The 26,176-nt window shown below is 47.4% G+C and carries 23 protein-coding genes; 12 read left to right on the forward strand and 11 right to left on the reverse strand.

What is annotated here, in order from left to right; translation table 11 throughout:
• Nucleotides 1–5 precede the first annotated feature (5 nt).
• The 3 genes from BC349_RS03220 to coaE are packed head-to-tail and all read left to right on the forward strand — an operon-like array spanning nt 6 to nt 1,446.
• Nucleotides 6–470 carry a DUF1573 domain-containing protein gene (locus tag BC349_RS03220; RefSeq protein WP_187255294.1) on the forward strand — a complete coding sequence of 155 codons (465 nt, stop codon included), beginning with the start codon at nt 6–8 and terminating at the stop codon, nt 468–470.
• Between the two features lie 40 nt (nt 471–510).
• Nucleotides 511–849 carry a preprotein translocase subunit YajC gene (gene yajC, locus BC349_RS03225; RefSeq protein ID WP_187255295.1) on the forward strand — a complete coding sequence of 113 codons (339 nt, stop codon included), beginning with the start codon at nt 511–513 and terminating at the stop codon, nt 847–849.
• Nucleotides 850–1,446: a dephospho-CoA kinase gene (gene coaE / locus BC349_RS03230; RefSeq protein WP_187255296.1), complete on the forward strand. Its 597-nt coding sequence runs from the start codon at nt 850–852 to the stop codon at nt 1,444–1,446. It abuts the gene before it with no gap.
• Between the two features lie 40 nt (nt 1,447–1,486).
• On the opposite strand, the gene BC349_RS03235 is transcribed toward coaE, so the two are convergent.
• Both BC349_RS03235 and BC349_RS03240 read right to left on the reverse strand, forming a co-directional pair.
• A complete protein-coding gene (locus BC349_RS03235) occupies nt 1,487–2,677 on the reverse strand; it encodes a pyridoxal phosphate-dependent aminotransferase (RefSeq protein WP_187255297.1) in 1,191 nt (396 codons plus the stop codon).
• Between the two features lie 88 nt (nt 2,678–2,765).
• On the reverse strand, nt 2,766–3,491 hold the full coding sequence (locus BC349_RS03240; RefSeq protein ID WP_187255298.1) for a DUF4397 domain-containing protein: 726 nt from the start codon (nt 3,489–3,491) through the stop codon (nt 2,766–2,768).
• Between the two features lie 613 nt (nt 3,492–4,104).
• Between BC349_RS03240 and secDF the strand changes: the two genes are divergently transcribed.
• Nucleotides 4,105–7,221: a protein translocase subunit SecDF gene (gene secDF, locus BC349_RS03245; RefSeq protein ID WP_187255299.1), complete on the forward strand. Its 3,117-nt coding sequence runs from the start codon at nt 4,105–4,107 to the stop codon at nt 7,219–7,221.
• A 98-nt stretch (nt 7,222–7,319) separates the two neighbouring features.
• Here the strand turns inward: secDF and BC349_RS03250 are convergent, their stop codons facing one another.
• Complete coding sequence (locus BC349_RS03250; protein ID WP_187255300.1) at nt 7,320–7,664, reverse strand: HesB/IscA family protein; 345 nt, start codon at nt 7,662–7,664, stop codon at nt 7,320–7,322.
• Nucleotides 7,665–7,831: 167 nt separating this feature from the next.
• Between BC349_RS03250 and BC349_RS03255 the strand changes: the two genes are divergently transcribed.
• From BC349_RS03255 to BC349_RS03265, 3 genes are read left to right on the forward strand one after another with little or no spacing between them, the layout of a single operon-like run.
• Nucleotides 7,832–8,356, forward strand: a complete 525-nt coding sequence (locus BC349_RS03255) for a DUF7935 family protein (RefSeq protein ID WP_187255301.1) — start codon at nt 7,832–7,834, stop codon at nt 8,354–8,356.
• A gap of 13 nt (nt 8,357–8,369) precedes the next feature.
• Nucleotides 8,370–9,935: an acyl-CoA mutase large subunit family protein gene (locus BC349_RS03260; RefSeq protein ID WP_187255302.1), complete on the forward strand. Its 1,566-nt coding sequence runs from the start codon at nt 8,370–8,372 to the stop codon at nt 9,933–9,935.
• 32 nt (nt 9,936–9,967) lie between these two features.
• The gene (locus BC349_RS03265; protein WP_187255303.1) at nt 9,968–11,308 is read left to right on the forward strand and encodes an amidohydrolase; all 1,341 of its coding nucleotides are present in this window, start codon (nt 9,968–9,970) and stop codon (nt 11,306–11,308) included.
• Between the two features lie 75 nt (nt 11,309–11,383).
• On the opposite strand, the gene BC349_RS03270 is transcribed toward BC349_RS03265, so the two are convergent.
• From BC349_RS03270 to BC349_RS03280, 3 genes are all read right to left on the reverse strand, one after another.
• On the reverse strand, nt 11,384–13,063 hold the full coding sequence (locus BC349_RS03270) for a glutamine--tRNA ligase/YqeY domain fusion protein (protein WP_187255304.1): 1,680 nt from the start codon (nt 13,061–13,063) through the stop codon (nt 11,384–11,386).
• A 57-nt stretch (nt 13,064–13,120) separates the two neighbouring features.
• Nucleotides 13,121–13,795: a YggS family pyridoxal phosphate-dependent enzyme gene (locus BC349_RS03275; RefSeq protein WP_187255305.1), complete on the reverse strand. Its 675-nt coding sequence runs from the start codon at nt 13,793–13,795 to the stop codon at nt 13,121–13,123.
• Nucleotides 13,796–13,890: 95 nt separating this feature from the next.
• Entirely contained in the window at nt 13,891–15,045 is a 1,155-nt protein-coding gene (locus BC349_RS03280) for an acyl-CoA dehydrogenase (protein ID WP_187255306.1), read from the reverse strand.
• A gap of 257 nt (nt 15,046–15,302) precedes the next feature.
• Here BC349_RS03280 and BC349_RS03285 point away from each other — a divergent pair, with 257 nt between their 5' ends.
• The gene (locus BC349_RS03285) at nt 15,303–15,896 is read left to right on the forward strand and encodes a methyltransferase (protein WP_187255307.1); all 594 of its coding nucleotides are present in this window, start codon (nt 15,303–15,305) and stop codon (nt 15,894–15,896) included.
• 56 nt (nt 15,897–15,952) lie between these two features.
• On the opposite strand, the gene BC349_RS03290 is transcribed toward BC349_RS03285, so the two are convergent.
• From BC349_RS03290 to bshB1, 4 genes are all read right to left on the reverse strand, one after another.
• A complete protein-coding gene (locus BC349_RS03290) occupies nt 15,953–16,999 on the reverse strand; it encodes an agmatine deiminase family protein (RefSeq protein ID WP_187255308.1) in 1,047 nt (348 codons plus the stop codon).
• Nucleotides 16,989–17,864, reverse strand: coding sequence for a carbon-nitrogen hydrolase (locus BC349_RS03295; protein ID WP_187255309.1), 876 nt, complete (start codon nt 17,862–17,864; stop codon nt 16,989–16,991). Before BC349_RS03295 ends, BC349_RS03290 begins: the two co-directional genes overlap by 11 nt.
• Nucleotides 17,865–17,911: 47 nt before the next feature.
• Nucleotides 17,912–18,979, reverse strand: coding sequence for a fatty acid desaturase family protein (locus tag BC349_RS03300; RefSeq protein WP_187255310.1), 1,068 nt, complete (start codon nt 18,977–18,979; stop codon nt 17,912–17,914).
• Between the two features lie 177 nt (nt 18,980–19,156).
• On the reverse strand, nt 19,157–19,894 hold the full coding sequence (gene bshB1, locus BC349_RS03305; protein WP_187255311.1) for a bacillithiol biosynthesis deacetylase BshB1: 738 nt from the start codon (nt 19,892–19,894) through the stop codon (nt 19,157–19,159).
• 52 nt (nt 19,895–19,946) lie between these two features.
• Here bshB1 and BC349_RS03310 point away from each other — a divergent pair, with 52 nt between their 5' ends.
• The 3 genes from BC349_RS03310 to BC349_RS03320 all read left to right on the forward strand — a co-directional run bounded on the left by BC349_RS03310 (nt 19,947) and on the right by BC349_RS03320 (nt 23,891).
• The gene (locus tag BC349_RS03310) at nt 19,947–21,608 is read left to right on the forward strand and encodes a DEAD/DEAH box helicase (RefSeq protein WP_187255312.1); all 1,662 of its coding nucleotides are present in this window, start codon (nt 19,947–19,949) and stop codon (nt 21,606–21,608) included.
• A 78-nt stretch (nt 21,609–21,686) separates the two neighbouring features.
• Nucleotides 21,687–23,090: a dihydrolipoyl dehydrogenase gene (gene lpdA, locus BC349_RS03315; RefSeq protein WP_187255313.1), complete on the forward strand. Its 1,404-nt coding sequence runs from the start codon at nt 21,687–21,689 to the stop codon at nt 23,088–23,090.
• 69 nt (nt 23,091–23,159) lie between these two features.
• Nucleotides 23,160–23,891, forward strand: coding sequence for an outer membrane beta-barrel protein (locus BC349_RS03320; protein WP_187255314.1), 732 nt, complete (start codon nt 23,160–23,162; stop codon nt 23,889–23,891).
• Here the strand turns inward: BC349_RS03320 and BC349_RS03325 are convergent.
• Nucleotides 23,886–25,124, reverse strand: a complete 1,239-nt coding sequence (locus tag BC349_RS03325) for a M43 family zinc metalloprotease (RefSeq protein ID WP_187255315.1) — start codon at nt 25,122–25,124, stop codon at nt 23,886–23,888. The genes BC349_RS03320 and BC349_RS03325 overlap by 6 nt on opposite strands.
• Before the next feature lie 206 nt (nt 25,125–25,330).
• Between BC349_RS03325 and BC349_RS03330 the strand changes: the two genes are divergently transcribed.
• Nucleotides 25,331–26,176: a glutaminyl-peptide cyclotransferase gene (locus BC349_RS03330; protein ID WP_187255316.1), complete on the forward strand. Its 846-nt coding sequence runs from the start codon at nt 25,331–25,333 to the stop codon at nt 26,174–26,176.

The raw sequence follows: 26,176 nt of genomic DNA on the forward strand, positions 1-26,176 counted from the left end.
GGAAAATGCGCAAATTATTTTTTCTTGTGCTGGCTGCAGCCATCGTATCCTGTCAAAATAGTGAGAATAAGGAAAACACCGGCGGCCAGGAAAGCACTGCTGTCCCGGGGCCTGTGCCCGACCAGTCTGACATGGTGGACAGCAGCCAGTTTACCAGTATTGAATGGCTGGATTCTGACAAAGATTACGGAAAGGTAAATGAAGGCCAGAAAGTTGAAGTTGCTTTCCGGTTCAGGAACAGTGGTGATAAACCCCTGGTCATTTTTTCGGTTACACCTACCTGTGGCTGCACTGCGGCCGAACCTCCCAAGGAACCCATACTGCCGGGCCAGGAAGGAGTGATTAAAGGTGCGTTCGACAGCAACGGCAGGATCGGCACAAACAACAAAACAATCCATGTAAGGGCCAACACTAAAAACAGCATGGACCATAACCTTAATTTTAAGGTAGAAGTGGAGAAGAAGAAGTAAACCAGTTTATCAATTATTTTAGCATATCAAATAACAAACAATGACCAATTTATTTTTCCTGCAGGCAGCCGGTGGTTCGGGTGCTACGTTTCAATTAGTTCTCCTGGGTGGTATGATCCTCGTATTCTGGTTGTTCATGATCCGTCCCCAGGCCAAAAAAGCCAAAATGGCCAAGCAGTTCCAGGAAAACATGCAAAAAGGAGATAAGATCGTTACCATCGCCGGTATCCATGGTATCGTAAACAAGGTTAATGAAGATGGTACCATCAACCTGGAAACCAGTCCGGGCAGCTACATGAAAATTGAAAAATCTGCTATCTCCCTCGAGTGGACACAGAACATCAACAAATCTGCAGCAGCTGTTGCTGACAAAAAATAAATGCTCAGAGTAGGCATTACAGGCGGTATCGGTAGTGGTAAATCTATTGTTGCCAGGGTTTTCGCAAACCTTGGCATCCCTGTTTATAACGCTGATACCGCCGCTAAACGACTGATGGAGTCCGACCCCGGACTCATTGATTCCATCAAAAAAACATTTGGCAATGAAGCCTACTCCGGGAATAAACTTAACCGGTCTTTTATTGCCGGTATTGTTTTCAGGGACAAACAGAAACTCCGGGAACTTAACGAGCTCGTCCATCCGGTTACCATCCTCGATGGCGAAACCTGGATGAAGCAACAATCCTCTCCTTACGCGTTAAAAGAAGCTGCCCTGATTTTTGAATCAGGAGCACAGGCACAACTTGATCTTGTAATCGGCGTTAGCGCTCCCCTGCACCTGCGTATTCACCGGGTGATGCAAAGGGACAATATCAGCAGGGAAGAAGTTTTGAAAAGAATGGATAACCAGATCAGTGATACGATCAAAATGCGGTTATGCGACTACGTTATTACCAATGATGATATCCAGCTGGTACTGCCGCAGGTGCTCAAAGTTCATGAAACGATCCTCGCCAAAGCGGAAGAAAAAATATGAAGATGTGAAGCATTTCTGCCCCACATCCCCACATCAGTAATTATTTCAGTTTTGCCAACGCTTCTTTGATCCTTTTCATCCCCTCTTCAATCTTAGGCAGACTGTTGGTATAGGCGATCCTGATGCATTTGTCTTCACCAAATGCCTTACCTGTAACTGTTGTGACATGGGCATTTTCCAGGATGTAAAAACAAAGCTCATCTGAATTATTCACCGTAGTTGTTCCGTCGGATTTTCCGAAATAGCAGGATACATCCGGAAATACGTAGAATGCACCGTCGGGCTCAATGCAGGTTACTCCGGGTAATTCCGCCAGTAATTTCATCATTACTTTTTTACGCTGCTCAAACTCCTTCACCATCGCCTTGCTGGGTGCCAGGTCGGTGGTCAGTGCAGTAATGGCAGCACGCTGTGTAACCGCATTCGCACCACTGGTTATCTGTCCCTGGATCTTTTCACAGGCCTTCACGATTTCAGGTGCTCCCGCGATATAACCCAAACGGTAACCCGTCATAGCAAAACCTTTGCTGAGACCGTTGATGATGATCACCCTGTCTTTGATATCCTCAAACTGGGCGATGCTTTCATGCTTACCGCTATAATTGATGTATTCATAGATTTCATCACTCATGATATACACCTGCGGATGCTTGCGGAAAACTTCAGCCAGTGCGGCCAATTCGTCCCTGCTGTATACCGCGCCTGTAGGATTACAGGGAGATGAAAACATGAACAGTTTTGTATTCGGCGTGATGGCAGCTTCCACTTCCGCGGCACTTACCTTGTAGCCGGCTTCAGCTTTGGTCCTGATCATTACGGGCACACCTTCAGACATCTTTACAATCTCGGAATAGGAAACCCAGTATGGAGTCGGAATGATTACCTCATCCCCATTATCAATAAGCGCCATGATGAGGTTGGCGATACTCTGCTTGGCACCGGTTGAAACCAGAATATTCTCCGGTTTATAATCCAGGTTATTATCTCTTTTTAATTTGGTACAAACTGCTTCCCTCAGTTCTGGATAACCGGCTACTGGTGCATAATGGCTCCAGTTTTCATCAACAGCAACTTTGGCAGCGACCTTGATGTGTTCCGGCGTATCGAAGTCGGGTTCTCCAAGGCTCAGGTCGATGACATCAAATCCTTTTGCACGCAGTTCACGGCCCATCTTGGCCATCCGGAGCGTTTCCGGTTCGCTGAAACGCTGTAATCGCGATGATAATGACATTTCGTGTTTAAAATTGGTTGGTTCTATAATCGAATGCTTGACAATCTGTAAAATTAACGAAATGAGGTTTTCCGGCCAGCATCAATTTTTATTTTACCTGGTGTGCCAGGAATAATATGCCAGGTGCCTTCACTCCCACTCCCCCGGTTTCCCCGGTGGCTATGAAGGAGTATAAGCCCCTGCCGGTTAAATCAAGATTCCCCTCCGCCAGCAAGCTGCCATTTGCGGAAAACATCTCATAGCGCCAGTTTCCCGGATTTACCTTCACGCCAAAAGATTCACTCGCCGAACCGGTTCTCCCAATGTAGGGCTGCCGCTGGGCCAGCTGAACGGTATCTTCAGGGTTAACCAGCCAGATACTGATTGAATCCATCCCTGCCACGCAATTGATGAACCGGGCTTTGGCAATGGTATCAACCGGTTCAGGCTTGTCTTCAACAATCATCCAGGGCGACTGGCCATTCAATGCTGTATCAAAATGTATCAGCGTATAATAGCCTCCGGCCTTCCAGTGTAAGAATTTTTGTTCAGCAGGTATTACTGAGCCGCTTTGCCAGGCAGTGGCCCTTACTCCAGGTCTGGCAGCCAGGTAAGCATCGGCTGGAGTACCGCCGGCAGCACCAAAAACGATTCCCTGTTCATTCAGTCCTTGCCCATCCAGCAAAAGCGTTAATGGTTCACTGTCCAGGGCCGCATTGATGATGGCGATTCCTGTCTTTGGGCCATCACCTGTTTCATCCTTTTGTTTCAGGCAGGACGAAAGCATAATTGCGCCAAGTAATAATGCCATCCCCCCGTTAAAATATTTCTTCATATCATATTATCATTTTTACCACTGGATACAGAATTCAGCTGGATTTGACTTCGGGTGCCGCCAGGGCCCGGTTCGAATTTATAAACTGCCCAGGCCATACCGGTCAGGAAATACCAGGCATTTCCAATTTTATTGATACTGGGGAAATTGTCGGGTGCAATTTCTGACTTTTTATCGCTGCCATAACAGATAAACTTCACATAATTATCCCAAAAAGCGGTGATTTTATGGTCCAATAATCTTTTACAGTGAGGTTAGGGGTGCTTGCCGGGCATTTTGGTTACCGGATATGTCCGCCTATGCCCTGGGCTCCCCTTTTTAGCCGCCCCGGGAATCATTGGCTGATTCTATTCCGATGGTGGCACTGCCGGTTCATTAAACTTATCCAGCCTGATTATGGCCATCGTCAGCCCGACTGTGGATGCCGGGAGAACAAAAAAGCTAATTACCATTAAAATCCGTTCAATTCCAGCATCCGGGATGGTTTTCCGGTCAATGTCAGCTAATTTTCGGCTGGTGCGCCTGCAGAAAACTCACACCCTGTCAATATATCAGCCGAAATCCTATATTTGCCACTCTTTAAAAAATAACATAAAACGAAACAAGTATTGCAATGAGAAGTCTGGTAAGCATTTTTGCTGCTATCCTAATTCTGATTTCCTTGTACCAGCTTTCCTTCACCTGGTTTGTGAACAAACACGAAAAGGGTATTGAAGAAAAGGCAATGCGGTATGTGAAAAACTACCCTACCCCTGAACAAAAGTATCCCGGTAGCAAAGACCTACAGGTTGCCTATCAGGATAGCCTGGACGAAATCAAGAAGAGCCGTGTAAGAAGACTGCAGGACAGCACACGTGATCAGAAGATCACCTGGTGGGGACATTCCTACCAGAAAGCAAAGGAGAGCGAGTTATTGCTCGGTCTCGATCTGCAGGGTGGTATCAACGTTACCATGGATGTGGCCCTGGATGGCCTGATCAAAGGATTGAGCAACAACCCCAATGATCCCAACCTGAAAAAAGCCATCGAAGAAGCCACTAAACGCAAGGTTAAATCTGATGCTGATTTTATTACCCTGTTTGCGCAGTCTTTCAAGGACCTGAATGCAGGAACCAAAATGGCTCCACTCTTTGCAAACAGTACCCGCAATAAACTGAAGGTGGATGCAAGCGATGAGTCGGTGGTGAATTATATCCGTGAGCAGGCCACTGCTGCCATGAAACAGACTTACGATGTATTGACCAAGCGTATTGATAAATTCGGTGTGGCACAACCGAATATCAGCCTTGATGAAAACAAGGGTATCATCACTGTTGAACTGGCAGGGGCCAGCGATCCTGAAAGGGTTCGTAAGTACCTGCAGTCTACTGCCAACCTGCAGTTTTATGAGGTGTACAATATTGCAGAACTCGACAGGAGCCTGGAAGCCGCTGACAAGGCGCTTGCTATTACCCTGAAAGGTGACTCTGCGCCGGTTACCCCCGCTGTGGATACTACTGCAAAAGCAGCCACAGCTGCCGCTGCAGACACTGCAAATAAATCATTGGCAGACGTACTGAAAGGTGGCGACACTTCCAAAGCGGCTGCACAGACACCATCGGCAGCTGCAAACGCCAACCCGCTGTTGAGTGTTATTCAGTTCAGTCTGCCCCAGGATGCCAATAAGGATGGCCGTCCGGAATATGCACCTTACCTCGGTTTTGTTGCCACAAAAGACACATCGCTGGTATCCAGCTATCTTGCCAATCCTGCCGTTGCAGGCAATATGCCGGGTGATGTGAAATTCCTGTATGGTATGGCAGAGAAAGACAAGGATGGAAAAATTCTTGATTTCGTTCCCATTTATGGCATCAAGACCGTACCTGGTTCTGAAAAAGCCAAACTGGAAGGTGAAAATATCACTGATGCATACCAGGACTTCAACCCCGTTACCAACCAGGTTACGGTGAATATGACCATGAGCAAGCAGGGTGAAAAAATCTGGGCAAAAATGACCGGTGACAACGTCGGCCGTGCCATTGCTATCGTTCTGGATGACATCGTTTATTCTGCACCGAATGTGAACGAAGCGATCACAGGCGGTAACTCCCAGATTTCAGGTTCCTTCACTGTTCAGGAAGGACAGGATCTTTCCAATATCCTGAAGAGCGGTAAACTGGATGCACCTGCTAAGATTGTTCAGGAGCAGGTTGTAGGACCAACACTGGGAAAGGAAGCCATCAAGGGTGGTACCATGTCATTCGCCATTTCATTTGCATTGATCTTCATCCTGATGTTGTTGTATTATAATACAGCGGGATGGATTGCCAATATTGCACTGGTCCTCAACCTGCTGTTTACTGTAGGTGTATTGAGCGCACTGAATGCAACCCTTACTGCGCCGGGTATTGCCGGCCTGGTACTGACCATCGGCATGGCCGTTGACAGTAATGTGGTGATCTTTGAAAGGATCAAGGATGAATTGAACCGCGGCAAATCTTACCAGCAGGCTGTTCAGGATGGCTATTCAAGGTCACTGGCACCCGTACTGGATGGTCACCTGACCTCTTTGCTCACCGCAATCATCTTGTTCTACTTTGGATTGGGCCCTGTATTAGGTTTTGCAACCACCCAGATTCTTGGTCTGTTGCTCTCCCTGTTCTGTGGTATTCTGGTGTCAAGGATGATCACCGATTTCTGGACCAAAAAGAACCGTCATTTCAATTACTTCACTTCTGTTAGCCGCAACCTCTTCAAGAACGTGAAGTTCGATTACGTGAAATACCGTAAGATAACTTACATGATTTCAGCAGTTGTTGTGTTACTTGGAATCGGCACTTTCTTCAACGGTTACAACCAGGGTGTTGAATTCAGCGGTGGCCGCAGTTACATCGTTAAGTTTGATCAGCCTGCAAATATTGAAGGCATCAGGGATGCACTTGATAAGACTTTCGGAAAAGCCCCGATCATTAAAACCTATGGTGGAGCCAACCAGTTGGATATCACTACAGATTACCTGATCGAGCAATCAGGCCAGGAAGTTGACCTGCAGGTTCAGAATAAACTGTTCGAAGGACTGAAAGGATTCCTGCCGGCAAATACTTCTGCAGCAGATTTCGATACCAGGTTTGTACAGGGTTCTAAAAGGGTTGATGCCACCATTTCAGATGACCTGAAAATTGGTGCAACATGGGCCACTGTATGGTCACTGCTTGGAATATTCCTGTATATCTTCATCCGCTTCCGCGACTGGAGGTTCTCACTGGGAACCATTGTGGCTCTATTCCATGATGTATTGGTAACATTGATCGTGTTCTCATTCTTCAAGAATATCGTTCCTTTCTCCCTGGAAATCGACCAGCACTTCATTGCGGCGATCCTGACGGTGATTGGTTTCTCTACAAACGATACGGTGATTGTGTTTGACCGGATCAGGGAGAATAGTCATATGATGAAAGGTGCTACCCGTACACAGATCATCAATAAGTCCATCAATGATACACTGAGCAGAACCGTCATGACATCTGTAACAGTATTCCTTACCGTTCTCACTCTTTTCATCGTTGGCGGAGAAGTGACCAAGGGATTTGCTTTTGCAATGCTGATCGGTGTAATTACCGGTGTATATTCTTCCGTGTTCGTTGCGGCGCCGATCCTGGTGGATTTCGCCAAAAACAAACCTTTACACGGTTCAGAAGAAGTTTTGGAAAAAACAGAAACAACGCCGGCTCCGGCAACTGTGAAAGGATAAAAACAAAAAACCCCGCGATTGCGGGGTTTTTTGTTTCTGGTTTGAAGCTGACATTCCGCTTTCCGGGATTACAACAATGCGGAATAACAACTTATAATTTACACTGCGAAAGAAGTTCCGCATCCGCAAGTCTTGCTTGCATTGGGGTTGGTAAATGTAAATCCCCGGGCATTGAGTCCGTCCTGCCAGTCTATTTCCATACCAGCCAGGTAAATTCCATGGGATTTATTCATGATGCAGGGAATACCTTCAATTTCAAAATATTCGTCGGTTTCCGCGGTCTCATCAAAGCCAAGTACGTAGGACAGGCCTGAACATCCGCCACCCTTCACTCCAACCCTCAGGAACTTGCCGGCATCAAAGCCGGGCTCCATCCTGAGCCTGCTGATCTCTCTTATGGCACCGGCCGTAAAACTTACCGGCGGCTGTATTAATGTTTCCATGAATGCTGATTTTGTGCAAAAATAACATTTAGGCATCAAAAGGGTTCACCAGAACCGCCCTCACCCGTCGGGTGGCACCCGACGGGTGAATTAAAGGCATGAAATCGCCGAGAAAAAATTTGTTAAGAATGTGCAGCCTTTAAATTTGCTGCTCAATCAGTACAGTAATGGATACTTCAACCATGATCTTTATCGCAGTCGGGCTTATTGCAGTAATAGCCGGATTGTATATCTATTTTTACAACAAAGACAAAAAGACCCTGCCCGAAGCACCTGCTGCCCCCGGTTCGCAGGAACTGGCCCACTCAAAGCAATTAAGGTTGCAGGCTTATGAAAGGTTGGTAATACTGGCCGAAAGGATAGCGCTTCCCAACCTCATCAGCAGGAGCAATGAACCCGGACTTGATAAAAGGTCTATGCAGCAGCTGCTCACCCAAACCATCCGGCAGGAATTCGACTATAACCTGTCGCAACAGATTTATGTCAGCAATGAAGCATGGGAAGCCATCCGGAACCTGAAGGAACAGAATATCCATATCATCAACCAGATTGCATCCATACTGCCCGAAGATATCAGCGGTGTGGAATTAAATAAAAAAGTCATCGAGTTCATCATGAACCAGCCGCAGGGCTCCATGCATACAATGGTGCAGGAAGCGCTGAGTTACGAAGCAAGGAAACTGATGGCCTGACAAAATGATCCTTATGCCAGAAAAAAAGATCCAGACAGACAGTGGTATTGAAATCAAGACAGTTTACCATTCAACCGATCTCCCTGCGGATCTTAGTGGCAATGAATCACCCGGACAATTCCCCTTTACCCGGGGAGTACAGCCGGATATGTACAGGGGTAAACCCTGGACCATGCGCCAGTATGCAGGGTTCAGTACTGCCGAAGAAAGCAATAAAAGATACCATTACCTCCTGTCGCAGGGCGTGATGGGACTCAGTGTGGCATTTGACCTTCCCACCCAGATCGGTTATGACAGTGACCACCCGCTGGCAGAAGGTGAAGTGGGTAAAGTTGGTGTTGCCATCGACAGCATCGAGGACATGGAAACCCTCTTCAAGGGAATCAAACTTGAAGATGTCAGCACTTCCATGACCATCAATGCAACAGGCTTTATCCTGCTGGCTTTCTATACTGCGCTGGCCAAACAACAGGGTGCCGACCTTAAAAAAATCAGCGGCACCATCCAGAATGACATTCTAAAGGAATATGCTGCGAGGGGCACCTATATATACCCTCCAAAGCCATCCATGCGCATCATCACTGATATTTTCGAGTGGTGCAGTGGTTCATTGCCGAAATGGAACACTATCTCAATTTCGGGTTACCATATCCGTGAGGCAGGATCAACTGCAGTGCAGGAAGTAGCTTTCACACTCAGTAACGGTAAAGCTTATGTGCAGGCGGCCCTTGAACGGGGACTCGACATCAACGTATTCGGAAAAAGATTGTCTTTTTTCTTCAACGCCCACAACAATCTATTTGAGGAAATTGCAAAATTCAGGGCTGCCAGAAGAATGTGGGCAAGCATCATGAAATCATTGGGAGCAACAGATCCAAAAGCAATGATGCTCCGCTTTCACACCCAAACAGGAGGAAGCACATTAACAGCTCAGCAACCATTGAATAATATCAGCAGGGTGACCATCCAGACCCTTGCTGCCGTACTCGGAGGAACACAATCACTCCATACGAACGGATACGATGAAGCGCTTAGCCTTCCGACGGAAGAAGCGGCACGCATCGCCCTCCGAACACAACAGATTGTTGCATTTGAAAGCGGGGTAACCGATACGGTTGATCCGCTTGCAGGTTCCTATTTCATCGAAGCCCTGACTTCGGAACTGGAACAGCATGCCTGGGAACTGATAGCCAAAACAGATGCCATGGGCGGAAGTGTAAGTGCATTGGAGGAAGGATTCATGCAGGAAGAAATCGCCCGAAGTGCCTACCAATACCAGCGCCAGATCGAAACGGAAGAAAAGATTATTGTTGGTGTTAACAGGTTCCAGGTAAACAGTGCAGATAAAATTCCTGTCTTCCGCATAGATGATTCCATTCGCCAGGTACAAAGCCAGAAACTGGCATCACTGAAGAGCAGGCGCGATCCGGCGATTATTGACCGGGTACTACAGGATCTTAACGACAAAGCCGCCAGCGGTGAAAACATCATGCCCAGTGTAATTGAAGCTGTCGAACAGAAATGTACCCTGGGCGAAATTGCCGATGAATTAAGAAGCGTTTTCGGGGAACACAAATAATTTAGTTAAATTGACTGGATAATTTTAAGCAAATGAAACTTCGACTACCCCTGCTATTTACCTTGCTGGTATCGGGGCCGCTTATAAGCCTGGCACAGAGCCCACTTACAGCAGCCATCGAGGCCAAGGCCAAAGCCGTACTACCAAAAGTCATCGAATGGCGAAGGCATATCCACCAGAATCCTGAACTGGGCAACCGCGAAACCAAAACCATGGAATACATCGCAGCACACCTGCGCTCCCTGGGAATTGAGGTGCAGGAAAAAGTTGCCTTAACAGGGGTCGTTGGTCTGTTGAAAGGCGGAAAACCCGGTCCGGTGGTGGCTTTGCGTGCCGACATGGACGGATTGCCTGTTGAAGAAAGGGTAAATGTACCATTCAAATCAACCGTGAAAGCTGAATACCTCGGGCAAACAGTTCCGGTTATGCATGCCTGTGGTCACGACAGTCATGTGGCCATTCTGATGGGCACTGCAGAAGTGCTGGCTGCCATGAAAAAGGATCTCCAGGGAACTGTAAAATTCATTTTCCAGCCTGCAGAAGAGGGGCCTCCCGGTGAGGAAGAAGGCGGTGCTCCGCTGATGGTAAAAGAGGGTGTTATGGAAAACCCTAAAGTAGATGCCGTTTTTGGTTTACATATTTCTTCCCAGACAGAGTCCGGTACCATCAAATACAAAGCCGGTCCCTTCATGGCATCATCCGATTGGTTCACGATTAAAATAAAGGGGAAGCAGGCCCACGGTTCAGCACCCTGGGGAAGTATTGACCCCATCGTTGTGGGCACCCAGATCATCAACGGCCTGCAGACAATCGTAAGCCGCCAGGAAAACATCGTTAAAGCGCCCGTAGTGATTACAGTGGGTAAATTCCATAGTGGAGTAAGAAGCAATATCATTCCGGAAGAAGCGATGCTGGAAGGCACTATCCGGACCCTTGACGCTAATATGCAGAAAGATGTTCATGACCGTGTCCGTAAGACCGCACAAAAAATCGCGGAAGCATCCGGAGCCGTTGCGGAGGTGGAGATAGATACCAAAACCCTGGTAACCTACAATGACTCCTCCCTAACCGCTATGATGGCACCTTCGCTGGAAAAAGCGGCCGGGAAACAAAATGTAAGTACGACCACGTGGACTACCGGCGCGGAAGATTTTTCCTTCTTCGGGGAGAAAGCTCCTGCCCTGTTCTTTAACCTGGGCGGTATGCCGAAAGGCACCGATCCGGCAAAAGCGCCCGGCCATCATACTCCCGACTTTTACATCGATGACAGCCAGCTGGATGTCGGCGTAAAAGCATTCTGCAACCTGGTGTTTGATTATGGAACCCTGCACCAGAAAATGAAATCCGTTGGCGGAGCAAAAAAAGGATTCTGACCATAAATGCCAGCACGTAAAAAGACCAGCACTATTCGGCTGGTCTTTTTATTATAGTTATTAACTTCTTCCTGTTTAATTTTTCTTCTGCTCTTTTGCCCACGCATCCTTCAGGGTTACCGTACGATTAAAGACCAGATTATTGGCGCTGCTGTCCTTATCCAGGCAGAAATACCCCTTACGCAGGAACTGGTACCGATCGCCGGATCCCGACTGCAATAAAGCCGGTTCGGCATATACCCTGCTAATTACATGCAAGGAATCGGGGTTGATATAATCCTTGAAATCCCCTTCTTCGTTTGATGGGTCCTCCACCCTGAACAAGCGATCATAAAGCCGCACTTCAGCACTTACCGCATGTTTGATACTAACCCAGTGCAGGGTGCCCTTCACGTTGATGCCGGAAGTATCAGAACCACTTTTGCTTTCAGGGATATAGGTACAATGAAGCGCTGTTATTTTTCCATCGGCATCTTTAACCACCTCATCACACCGGATGATATAGGCGCTCTTCAGGCGGACCATCTGGCCGGGCGCCAGGCGGAAAAACTTCTTCGGCGGGTTTTCCATGAAATCATCCGCTTCGATATACAACTCCCTGCTGAATGGCACTTCACGGTATTGAACCGGATCTGCTTCAGGATTATCCTCACTTTTCAGCATTTCCTCCTGCCCTTCCGGGTAATTGGTCAGTACAATTTTAAGGGGATCAAATACCACCATTCGGCGGGATGCAACCTTATTAAGGTCCTCGCGAACGCAGAATTCCAGGAGGGAAACATCGATCAGATTTTCCCTTTTGGCAATGCCTATACGTTCACAGAAATCCCGGATGCTGGCCGGTGTATATCCCCTGCGCCGTAATCCGCTGATGGTAGGCATACGAGGATCGTCCCAACCCACAACGTGCTGCTCATTTACGAGTTGCAGTAATTTTCGTTTACTCGTCACCGTATAATTGAGGTTACGGCGGGCGAATTCATATTGATGGGAGGGAAATATCTCCAGCTGTTTTATGAGCCAGTCATAGAGTTCCCGGTGCGGAACAAACTCCATCGTGCAAAGTGAGTGGGTAATGTTTTCAATGGAATCACTTTGCCCATGCGCGAAATCATACATGGGATAAATGCACCATTCATTACCAGTGCGGTGATGATGGGCATGTTTGATCCGGTAGAGGATCGGGTCCCGCATGATCATATTCGGGCTTGCCATATCCACTTTCGCGCGCAGTGTGCGGCTGCCATCCGGAAACTCGCCTTCCTTCATTCGCCGGAAAAGGTCCAGGTTTTCCTCTGCACTGCGATCGCGGAAAGGACTGTTTGAACCAGGATGTGTAGGTGTACCTTTCATGGCTGCGATCTCTTCTGATGTGGAATCATCCACATAAGCCAGTCCTTTTTTAATGAGGATGATGGCAAACTCATAGAGTTTTCCAAAATAATCAGATGCAAACAATTCATTTTTCCAGGTAAACCCAAGCCAGCGGATATCATCCTTAATACTGTCCACATATTCCGTTTCTTCCGTAACCGGGTTGGTATCGTCAAAACGGAGATTGGTATATCCCGGATATTTCTGTGTTAATCCGAAATTTAATACTATGCTGGATGCATGACCGATGTGCAGGTAACCGTTAGGCTCAGGCGGAAACCTGGTAACGATCTGCTGGTATTTACCTGCTGCCAGGTCTGCTTCAATGATTTCTTCTATAAAATTGAGGCTTTTCTCTTCTTCCTGCTTGTGTTCACTCATAACGTTCTTCCTTTGAAAAGGCGAATTTACTACCTTTTGAAAACTTTTCCCTGGCCATCAGCTGCGTGTGCCAAATAAGAGGCTTCCGACACGGATAAGATTACTTCCTTCTTCCAGTGCAACATGGTAATCACTGCTCATCCCGCAACTTAAAATATGAAAACTGATGTTTGAAGTTTGAGGCTGGGTATGCCGGTCAAAAAGGGATTTCAGGTACCTGAATTCTGAGCGCACCAGGTTCATGTCTTCACTGAAGGATGCCATGCCCATAAGGCCACAGATCGAGACTCCGCTAAAGTTTTCCGGGTGTTCCAGTACAGACCGGATCGCCTGGTCAAGTTCGGACTCATCCATCCCGAATTTGGTTTCCTCACGGGCAATATGAACCTGCAGCAGGCAATTGATCACCCGGTTGTTTTTGATGGCCTGCTTATTAATCTCCTGCAGGAGCCTGAGGCTGTCCACCCCATGAACCAGGTGAACAAACGGCGCTATGTATTTTACCTTGTTTGACTGCAGGTGTCCTATAAAATGCCAGCGGATATCTGCCGGAAGCAGCGCCTGTTTATCTACCAGTTCCTGCACATAGTTCTCGCCAAAATCACGTTGCCCTGCCTGGTATAAAGCAAGGATATCCTCCACCGGCTTGGTTTTACTGACAGCCACAAGGGTAATTCCCCTGTCGCTGCAGAGTTTATTCAACTCAGTGTATTTTTCCAGATCAATCGCCATAAGGCAATTTACATCCATTCACCACTCACCATTCACCATTCACAAAAAAAAAGCGCCCTTCTTTCGAAGAGGCGCTCAAGCAAGCAAAACCAAACCTACTTTAGAATAGAGCGGCTTATCACAACACGCTGGATCTCAGAAGTACCTTCGTAAATCTGGGTGATCTTGGCATCACGCATCAGCCTTTCTACATGATATTCTTTTACATAACCGTAACCTCCATGAACCTGAACTGCTTCAGTGGCTATCCACATGGCGGCTTCCGAGGCATATACCTTGGCCATTGACCCACTAATGGTATAGTCCATGTGGTTATCCTTTTCCCAGGCAGATTTCAGGCACAATAACCTGGCAGCTTCCACCTTTGTAGCCATATCAGCCAGTTTAAACTGAATGGCCTGGTGGTGCATGATCTCTTTACCAAAAGCCTTACGCTGTTTGGAATAGGCAAGCGCCAGTTCATATGCCCCGCTGGCAATGCCCAATGCCTGTGATGCAATACCAATCCGGCCACCCGCAAGGGTTTTCATCGCAAATTTGAAACCGAAGCCATCTTCACCGATCCGGTTTGCTTTCGGCACTTTCACATCAGTGAAAGAGATACTGTGGGTATCACTTCCGCGGATGCCCATCTTATTTTCCTTTGCTCCCACTGTAATACCAGGAGTATTCTTTTCGACAATAAATGCGTTGATGCCATGTGAACCTTTGGCAACATCCGTTTGTGCTATCACCAGGTAAACAGAAGCTGAAGAACCGTTGGTAATCCAGTTTTTGGTACCGTTCAGTAGATAGTAATCCCCTTTATCCTCAGCTGTGGTGCTTTGTGAAGTGGCGTCACTGCCCGCTTCAGGCTCACTCAGCAAAAATGCTCCGATATAAAGTTCACCATCCTTCTTTCCCTGTGCCAGTGGCACCAGGTATTGTTGCTTCTGCTCTTCTGTACCATAGGTTTCCAGTCCCCAGCAAACAAGGCTGTTATTCACACTCATGCACACACTCACGCTTGCATCAACTTTACTGATCTCTTCCATGGCTAGTACATAACTGATGGTATCCATCCCAGCACCTCCGTATTTGGGATCAACCATCATTCCCATAAAGCCCAGTTCTGCCAGTTGGGTGATTTGTTCACGTGGAAAAATCTGCTTTTCATCACGTTCAATCACTCCCGGCAAACATTGGTTCTGGGCGAAATCCCTCGCCGCCTTTTGGATCATTAAATGCTCTTCACTAAGTTGGAAATGCATATGCCTTTCTTGTTCTTTCTTTGAGTAGGGACAAAAATAACCGAAAACAGTAATCAACTAACGTTTGTTAGCAGATTTTTTTTTGTTTTTAGTTCGGATCGCAACCATATCACCGCCAACTATTCCTGATGGGGGTCATACGGTAACATCACAGAGCATTGAGCCAATCGGACAGGCGGAAATGATCCGAACAATGGGACCGCTTGTTTCCCGGGTTGCGGACAATAGGTTATATATGATCATCCTAACTTCGCATTATGGAAAACAGGCTTGACGCAAAATACTGGGATGACCGGTACCGTGAGCAGCAAACAGGCTGGGATATTGGCAGCCCCTCCACCCCGCTGAAGGAATATATTGACCATTTGACTGATGTAAACCAGGCCATTCTGGTACCGGGATGCGGTAATGGATACGAAGTGGAATACCTGCTGCAGAAAGGTTTCACCAATGTCACCGTAATCGACCTGGCACCAACGCTGACCTGCAAACTGACGGAAAAACTGGCGCGGTGGAATGGCAAGGAACTGACCATCCTTACCGGAAATTTCTTTGACCATTCCGGCAGTTATGACCTCATACTGGAACAGACTTTTTTCTGCGCACTTGATCCCTCCCTGCGTATAGATTATGTGGAAACAATGTTCCGGTTACTGAAACCAGGAGGCAGGCTGGCAGGTGTACTATTCAACCGCGAATTTCCCGGAGGTCCACCGTTCGGTGGCTCCCTGCAGGAATATGAGACTCTATTCTCCCCTTTTGCCAAAAAATCAATAGAGCCCTGTAATAACTCCATCCCTTCAAGAATGGGAACAGAACTTTTTATCAGGCTGGAGAAGCAGGCCGGATAGTATTGTATTGCCGGATAATTACAAAGCCGCTGTAAAAAAGCGGCTATGCAAAAGCATTAAACAGAAGGTTCCTGCTGGCTTAAACAATGAAAACTTCCCAGCCCCCAGATGATCTCGGTTGAATCTATGCCGATCACCTCCCTGCCTGGAAAGCAGGACTGGATAATAGCAAGTGCCTTTTCATCACGCGATGAACGGAAGGTAGGAACGATCACCGATCTATTGGCGATATAGAAATTGGCATAGGAAGCAGGAAGCCTCTGTTCATCATAAATAACAGTTTCCGGCATAGGCAGTTCAACTATGTTCAGTTGTTTCCCATTGAGCAGGCGCATCTTCTTCAGTTGCCCGAGGTTGTCCTGCAGGAGTTCATAGTTTTCATCTGACCTGTCCTCTTCTATTACAGTGAGTACGGTATCCTCATTAACGAATCTAACGGTATCGTCTATGTGCCCATCGGTATCATCACCTATGATACCCTCATCCACCCAGAGTATCTGCTGAACACCATAATAATCCCGCAGGTATTCCTCAATCTGCCCCTGGTTCAGGTGCGGATTCCTGTTAGGGTTCAGCAGACAGGCAGTGGAAGTCAGCAGTGTACCGGTACCGTTGAATTCAACGGATCCGCCTTCCATGATTATACCGGGATAATAGACAGGTATATTGAAATGCTTTCCAATGAGTGTGGGTATAACATCATCCAGGTCATAAGGCGGGTACTTCCCACCCCATGCATTGTAGTTCCAGTCAACAATTACCTTTTTCTGTTCAGCGGCCGGATTGACCAGGAATGCGGGGCCATGATCACGGCACCATGCATCATTGGTAGGATGGAAATAAAACTCAACCCGGTCAATGTTTACACCTTCCTTTAACAGGTGCCCTTCTGCAAAGGCCTTCATCTTAGCATCACCAACGTTGATGCATACGCGCTCACTTTCAGCCAGTGCTTTTATGAACTTCGCATAATAAGGAAATATGGCATGGATCTTTCCCGGCCATGAAGCTTCCTTGTGCGGCCAGCTTAGCCAGGTAGCATCATGGGGGGCAAATTCAGCAGGAAAATAATATCCTTTGGAAGCAGGAGTCTCAGTCTTCATCAATATATCTTTTGGTAATAGGCTGGTAGGAATCAATTCTTCTGTCGCGCATGAATGGCCAGTGCGTGCGGTAACGGTCGGATTTTGAAAGGTCCAGTTCCATTACATGCACTTCCTCTGCGTCATGGGAAGCCCTGTACAATATGCTGCCGAATGGATTGGAGACAAAAGATCCGCCCCAGAATTTCATAGCTCCATCCTGTTCAAATCCAACGCGGTTCACACTTACCACATGTACACCATTGGCTACGGCATGGCTGCGCTGGATGGTCTGCCAGGCGTTGTACTGTTCTTCATTAGTGGCCTCATCCTGCGAAGTGGCCCAGCCTATTGCGGTAGGGTAAAACAGTATTTCCGCGCCCATCAGGGCTGTAATACGTGCCGCTTCAGGATACCACTGGTCCCAGCAAATGAGAACTCCAAATGTTGCGAACCGGGTTTTGAATACCTTATAGCCGAGGTCCCCGGGGGTGAAGTAAAATTTCTCGTAATAGGCCGGGTCATCGGGGATATGCATCTTACGGTATTTGCCCAGGTAGGTTCCGTCTGCATCCAGCACTGCGGTGGTATTGTGATAGAGTCCCTGGGCCCGTTTTTCAAACAGGGAGGCGATGATCACCACACCCAGTTCTTTAGCCACGCCACTTAAAGTTTCGGTGGAAGGACCGGGAATCGGTTCAGCCAGTTTGAAGTTTTCATAATCTTCCACATCGCAAAAATAAAGCGAAGTGAATAGTTCCTGTAAACATACGATCTGCGCGCCTTTGGATGCAGCATCACGCACGCCGGAGATGGCTTTACGGAGGTTTTCTTCTTTGCCGGCGGTGCAACTCATCTGCACCAGTCCTACTTTAACTGTCGACATGTCTTACACTTGATTTGAGGGTCAAATGTAAGACATGTCCAGCAGTATCATGCGCGTCCCATCTGTTTCAGGAAAGTAACGTGGGAGACAATGGCATACCTTGTTTTCGGGTATACTATGTAGGGAATATTATATTCTTCGCAGGCCTTCCGGATGATCTTGCTGATCTCGGGGTAATGCACATGCGAAATTTTCGGGAACAGGTGGTGTTCAATCTGGAAATTCAATCCGCCCACCAGCCAGCTAACAAGTTTGTTATCTGTAGCGAAATTGGCTGTAGTCTTAAGCTGGTGAACAGCCCACTCATCTTCCAGGCGACCGGTGTTCACATCGGGTACGGGGAAAGCAGTATGCTCAACTGTATGGGCCAGTTGGAAAACAATGCTGATCAAAAGTCCGGCAAAAGTGGCAAATACGAGGAAGCCTACCAGCCAGGGTATGAAACCCAGCACATAAACGGGCAATGCCACATAAAGGGCAAGGTTGAATACTTTGAATGCCCAGAAGGTCACATGATCCGCAAAACTCATTTTTTTCAACGGAACAGTTCCGATCTTACTCCGGAAATATTTATTGTAATCCAGGATAAAGATCCAGAGAATATAGAGCAGTGAATACAGTAGCCAGAAATAAAGATGCTGGTACTTATGCATTTTATATTTGGGTTGTGTAGAGCTCATCCGCATCCAGGGCTGGATGTCAATATCGTCATCCATACCGTCAACATTGGTATAGGCATGATGTATGACGTTGTGTTTAACATTCCACATAAAGCTGCTGCCACCCAGGATGTTCAGGGAAAAAGCCGCCAGCTGGTTCACCCATTTGTACTTGCTGAAACTTCCATGTGCACCATCGTGCATGACATTGAAGCCAATGCCTGCAACAATACCGCCCATAACCAAACATTCCAGGATAGCGACCCAGGTTGGCGGTGTAAAGAATACCAGGTGAACATATACCAACACAAAGGCGACCAATAAAATGATGGCCTTGGTATAAAGTGTCATGTTTCCGGTGGTGGATTTTCCTTTTTCCTCAAAATAATTGTTGATGCGCCTTTTGAGTTCTGCGTGAAAACTTGGAGTAGCTGGAGTAAACTTTGGTGTAACCATGTGTTCGAAAATGTCTTTTTTGAAATACTGATGCAAAAATATACGCATTCCCGGGTAAAAACGCCATTTTCCAAAAATTATGACAGAATTATGCCAATTCGGGGCAATCCGGCGATCTTTCCCGCTGCCTTGTCTTCACCCGTCGGGTGGCACCCGACGGGTGAAGACAACCGATTATCAGGTTTCGTTTTGTATCAGGGCATCCAAATCCCTGATACCCAATGCTTTCTGGGTAGTGAACCCTTCTGCATACCGCACTCCGATCCTCTTACCCAGCATCCTGGCCCGGGCCACCACACTGTCCCTGAAATCGGGTGTGGAAATATAGGTCTGGGGGCCTTCATTCTCCATATCGGGGTTGTAGAACTGCGTGGTATAGGCTTCGATGGACTGCATGCGCTGTTCAAAGACGTCTGAGATATCTACCAGGAAATCTGGTTCCTGCAGGCGGTCCTGGATATAATGGAATACATTTTTCGGCCTCCAGCGGTCCTGGATCTGACCGGCATCATTGTAAGTTTCAATCTTTATGAGACCGGCAAGGAAACAGGCATCTGCAATCAGCTTGCCAGCCCTGCCATGGTCGGGGTGCCTGTCATCAAGGGCGTTTGCCAACACGATTTCGGGCTGGTACTCACGGATGGCGCGGATCAATTGCAACCGGTGTGCTTCGTCATTAACAAAAAAGCCATCCCGCATTTTCAGGTTCCCGCGAACATGGATTCCCATAATACGGCCGGCTTCCGCCGCCTCCGCGTACCTCGTTTCGATGGTCCCCCGGGTACCCAGTTCTCCCTGTGTAAGGTCTATGATGCCTACTTTTTTGCCTTTTTTTACCTCATTGATAATGGTTCCGGAACATCCCAGTTCTACGTCATCGGGATGCACCCCAATAGCTAAAATGTCGAGTTTCATAAGTTGCAAATGTACTGCGTTTATTATCCTACCTTTGCGCAAATTTTGATATATGATTACATTTGAAGAGCTTGGACTTGATGAGAGACTGGTAAAGGCGACGACAGCACTTGGTTTTGTGAACCCAACTCCCATTCAGGAAAAAGCCATTCCTATTTTGCTCAGCGGCACCACCGATATGGTTGGCCTTGCCCAGACCGGAACAGGAAAGACGGCAGCATTCGGACTCCCCCTTTTACAACTGATTCAATCAACAGATAAGTTTCCGCAGGCACTGATCGTTTGTCCAACCCGTGAACTCTGCATGCAGATCGTTCACGAGATGGAAGTTTTCAAGAAGTTCATGACCGGAATCAACCTGGTAGCCGTTTACGGAGGTACGCCCATCGGTGGGCAGATCCGTGAAATCAAGAGAGGTGTTCAGATTGTTGTGGCCACCCCCGGGCGCCTGATCGACCTCATTGAAAGAAAGGCCATCAACCTGGAACAGATTAAGTACGTGGTTCTGGATGAAGCTGATGAGATGCTGAATATGGGCTTCCAGGATGATATTGAGTTTATCCTGAAAAACACCCCGCAGAGGGAAAGCACCTGGCTTTTCAGTGCCACCATGCCGCCCGAGATCAAGAAAGTGAGCAAGCGCTACATGAAAGATCCCAAGGAAGTTCAGGTTGGAAAGGTAAACACCGGCAACAAAAACATCGACCATCAGTACTTTGTTACGTCTGCCCAACACCGTTATGAAGCACTGAAAAGACTGATCGACTTTAACCCGGGTATGTATGGCATCATCTTCACCCGTACAAAAATGGACGCACAGGAAATCGCTGAGAAACTTACCCGCGAAGGTTATGATATTGATGCCCTGCATGGCGACCTTACCCAGGCACAACGCGATAAAGTTATGGGGCAATTCCGCGACAAGAGCCTGCAATTGCTGATCGCCACCGACGTGGCGGCAAGGGGTATCGACGTGAAGGAGATCACACACGTGATCAATTTTGAACTGCCGGATGACATCGAAGTATACACGCACCGAAGCGGCCGTACCGGACGGGCAGGAAAAACAGGTGTTTGTATGTCGATCATCCATAGCCGTGAGACTTTCCGCCTGCGCCAGATCGAAAAGATCGTTCAGGCCCCGTTCCATAAACTGGAGATCCCGACCGGGAAAGATGTGTGCCGGAAGCAGTTCTTCTATTTCATGGACAAGCTCCTGCAAACAGATATCAGCCATGGCAATTATGAATCCTATGTTCCGATGCTGGAAGAAAAGTTCGCGGACATGAGCAAGGAAGATATCCTGAAACGCGTGGCGGCCATGGAATTTGACCGCTTCCTGAAATATTATGAAAATGCGGAAGACCTGAATATACGTGATGAGAAAAGGGCAAGACAGGCCGGGCCGCGCGAATTCGGCGCACGTGACCAGGCAAGGGGCCGCGAACCCCGCAGCAGGGAATATGCGGGTAGTGGAAATTTCACCAAACTGTTCGTCAATCTTGGCACGAAAGATGGTTTCTATAAGGCAAGTTTCCTGCAGTACATTCTCGACCTGAGTGACCTGCGTAAAGAAGTGCTGGGTCGTGTGGACATGAAGGAAATGAACAGCTGGATCGAAATAGACAAGACCTCGGCCCAGAAAATGATTAAAGCCATTGACGGGAAAACATACAAAGGCCGCAAGATCCGTATGAACGATGCCAACCGCTAAGTGGTTTGGCCGTTTGAACAGGGTAAATTAGTTTCGCAACTTGTAATCAATCAATCAACCTCTTTAAAAATACAATTTATGGCATACGATGTTCTTGTCATTGGTAGTGGACCCGGTGGATATGTGGCTGCTATCCGTGCATCCCAGCTTGGATTTAAAACAGCCATTGTGGAAAAGGAATCACTGGGTGGAGTTTGTCTGAACTGGGGTTGTATTCCTACCAAGGCGTTGCTGAAAAGCGCACAGGTGATGGAATACATCAAGCATGCAAGTAACTATGGTATTGAAGCAACCGGCACACATAATTTCGAGGCTGTGGTGAAACGCAGCCGTGGTGTTGCCGACAAGATGAGCAAGGGCGTCCAGTTCCTGATGAAGAAGAACAAGATCGATGTGATCATGGGCTTCGGAAAGGTTAAGGCAAAAGGTCAGGTGGAAGTGAGCAAGGCAGACGGAACGAAAGAAGTGGTGGAAGCCAGGAATATCATTATTGCTACCGGTGGCCGCAGCCGTGAGTTACCCAACCTGAAGCAGGATGGAAAAAAAGTAATCGGATACCGTGAAGCCATGGTGCTTCCGCAACAACCGAAAAGCATGATCATTGTGGGAAGCGGAGCCATCGGCGTTGAGTTCGCTTATTTCTATAACAGCATGGGAACAAAAGTTACCATCGTTGAATTCATGCCCCGTATTGTTCCGGTAGAAGACGAAGATGTTTCCAAAGAACTGGAAAAATCATACAAGAAGCAGGGCATCGATATCATGACCAATGCAAATGTTGAGAGCCTCGATACAAGCGGTAATGGAGTAAAAGCAAAAGTTAAAACCGCAACCGGTGAAATTACGCTGGAAGCTGACATCGTACTAAGCGCTGTGGGTGTTGCTGCTAATATCGAAGGAATCGGACTGGAAGAGAACGGCATCAAAACCGATAAGGGCCGTATTGTAGTGGATAAATTCTACCAGACCAGTGTTCCGGGCATTTTTGCCATCGGCGACTGTGTTCCCGGCCAGGCACTGGCGCACGTTGCTTCCAAAGAAGGTATTATCTGTGTGGAGCACATCGGTTATACTGAAAAGAAATATCATCACCAGCCTGAAGCCCTGGATTATGGAAATGTTCCGGGATGTACCTATTGCACTCCGGAGATCGCATCCGTTGGCTTCACAGAAAAAGCAGCCAAAGAAGCAGGATATGAAATCAAGGTGGGCAAGTTCCCGCTGAGCGCATCCGGAAAGGCCAGCGCCGCCGGAGCTACAGAAGGTTTCGTAAAAGTGATCTTTGACGCCAAGTACGGCGAATGGCTGGGAACCCACATGATCGGTTACAACGTTACCGAAATGATTGCAGAAACCGTTGTGGCCCGCAAACTGGAAACTACTTACCATGAAGTGCTGAACAGCATCCACCCACACCCCACTGTCAGTGAAAGCATCAAGGATGCTATTGAAGTGGCCTATGGTGAAGCCATCCACCTCTAAGCGATACCTGCAATTTTATAATAAAGGGTCCTATTTTTACATGGGACCCTTTTTTTTAAAATCATCTATATGCAAAAACCACTGGTTTTTCTGCTGTCCCTGATGGCAGCCATCCCTTCCCTGGCCCAGCAAAGAGGCGATATCCTGCAAAAAAACATCCTGGTAAAATTTGCCCCGGCAGCCATCGCCACCGGCAAAATCAGTTTGGGCGGAGAGTACTATTTCGACCAGCGCAAATCCTTCACATTTTATGCCGGTATTCCGGTCAGCAAATCACATACCCTCAGCTATGATGGCGATAAAAGCGATGTTCAGGTTAAAAGCTTATCCGTTATGGCCGGGTACAGGTATTACCTGTCAGGAAGGAACTCATCAGGACTCTACCTGGAGCCTTTCCTGAAGTATACGGACCACCAGGGTGAAGGGATACTCAATGGAAGCCTGGGAACCAAGACCACCCGGCTTGATTCCAGGGAATCCTACAGTGGTTTCGGCCTGGGCGCACAATTCGGGGTACAGTTCATGATCGGCAACCGGATTGCGATCGACTGGTTCCTCCTGGGCCCTGAGATCAGCCTGGCCAGTTTTGACAGCCGGTTTCAGGACATCACCTCGTCCGACTGGTCACAGCAGGATGCAGTGGAAATTGAAACCGACATCAGGGATATACTGGATGATATTCCATTGGTCGGCAAGAAAATTGACCTGGAAGTAAATGCAGCCCAAAAAACCGTAATCGGCAAATACAAAGGCTTTATACCTGGTATCCGTACAGGAATTTCATTGGGTATCCGCTTATAACTTCACAAACTTAACCGCTTTGGAAGCCGGCTGATCAGTTTTAATGAGGAATTGACCGGTTTGGAATGTTGAGATATTCATTACTACCAGCCTGCCATTAACCGGAACGGTCATAACCAGCTGTCCCATCATATTATAAACCTTCAGGCTTTTTACCATTCCTGCCGCTGCTGCTTCCAGTTCTACCCTTACCTCTGTAGTTGAAGGAATGGGATAGACCCTGGCAATATCGACACCAACAGTGGTACCCACCGGCTTATTCCAGTCAGGATCAATAGCAGCACCGGGATTATTCAAGCCGCCGGATACCAGCAATGCGTTCCTGGCACCCCCCTGTTCAAATGCTGCCCTCATTTTCTTCATTTGTCCGCGCGTGAACATAAACATACAGGCATCATCGGTGAGATCCATAAAATTCATATACATATCACCGTTAGTATCAGTTCCGCAGCTCGTAATGATACCGGAGGGGCAACCCCGGTTATAACTTTTTTGTTTCGGAGTATCATCAATTCCATCGTCGCCACAATAATCATCCCCCCAGATATGTTTCAATCCGAGCCAGTGTCCGACTTCGTGAACAGCAATCCTTCCCATATTAAAACGGAGCCCTTTATTAATGGTTCCGAAAACGGTATGGCTCAACACAATGCCATCCAATTCCGCCGGTGCTCCGGGCAGGCTGGAATAGCCCTGTATCCCATTAACCAGGGAACCCACCCATATATTAAGGTAATGATCCCTTGGCCAGGCATCATCACCGCCTTTTGAACTGAATTTGATACGGTCGTCCATGCGGAAACTCTCCAGGCTGCTTTCCTTCCGCACGATACCGTTACTTGCTTTTCCCGAGGGGTCAACCCTGGCCAGTTCAAAGCGGATGGAAGTTTTAGCCACCAGTTGAAGGAATCTTTCAGGCACATTGGCCAGGTCGGCATTCTTTCCGTTAAAATCGCGATTAAGCGCATCAATCTGGGAAAAGACCTGGTCGTTTGTAATTCCCAGTTTTTCGCCATTGATAAGATGTACAACTACAGGGATAACAATCACGTCCGGCACTTTAATCATTGTGGCAGAAACAACAGAAGCTACCGGCCTTACAGCATTGATGTAAGGGATATTAAAATTGTTTGTGGAGGACTCTTGTGTGTATAAGGATTGACTACATTCCTTCTGGGAATACAGCAATACAGGTACAGTCAACATAAAGAGTACTGAAATGATCCGTCTCATTAAAATTTAATTTTTGTGGACGGCCATTCATAGCGTGGATCAATAGAAATTCATGGGATTGATTTTCCCGCTTTGCAAAGGATATTGCGATAGATGAGGTAAAACAACACATTTTTTCCAGTATTTCAAAGCGTTCTAACATTTTTTTTAACCTCCATCGTAAAACTCCCCGTAGTCTCATTGTACATTTGCTACAACTGATGAATATGAAATATCTGATACCTGGAATCTTACTGCTGGCAGCCACGACCATTGCCGGTTGTAACAATATGGAACAATCTGCCACGCAAACGCCTGTAACTACAGCAGGAACCATTCCCGCACCCGCTCCCCTGCGGATCAATATACTGAATGTATACCCGCATGATAATGAGTCCTATACCCAGGGATTACTGGTGTACAAAGGGCAACTGTATGAAAGCACAGGCGGCCAGGCAGAATCCAACAAATGGAAATCCTGGGTGGGTAAAACAGACCTGAAAACAGGTAAGCATCTATCCAGGGCCATGCTGGATAAAGCATATTTCGGCGAGGGCGTTACGATCCTGGGCGATAAATTGTACCAGTTAACCTGGACCAGCAATATTGGTTTCATTTACGATCCGGTTACCCTTAGGAGAACTGGAGAATTTCCACTTAAAACAGAAGGCTGGGGTATCACCAATGACAGTACCAGCCTGATTGTATCGGATGGCACCAGCAACCTGTATTACCTGAACCCGGCTGATTTTTCAACCCGGAAAATTCTTGGGGTTTCGGATAATAATGGTCCGGTCAATAACCTGAATGAGCTCGAATTCATTAACGGCTACATATATGCGAACAGGTGGCAGACAAATTATATCCTTAAAATAGACCCGTCTAACGGCCAGGTGGTAGGAATGGCTGATCTCAGCAATTTATTGAAACAGTACAACCGTCCTGATTTCAACGAGAACATCTATAACAATGGTGATGCTGTGTTAAATGGCATTGCATATGACCCTGATACAAAAAAGGTTTACATCACCGGCAAACTCTGGCCGGTAATGTTTGAAACAACCATTGAGTAG

This window comes from Flavihumibacter stibioxidans (assembly GCF_014332695.1).
GTDB classification, from domain to species: Bacteria; Bacteroidota; Bacteroidia; order Chitinophagales; family Chitinophagaceae; genus Flavihumibacter; species Flavihumibacter stibioxidans.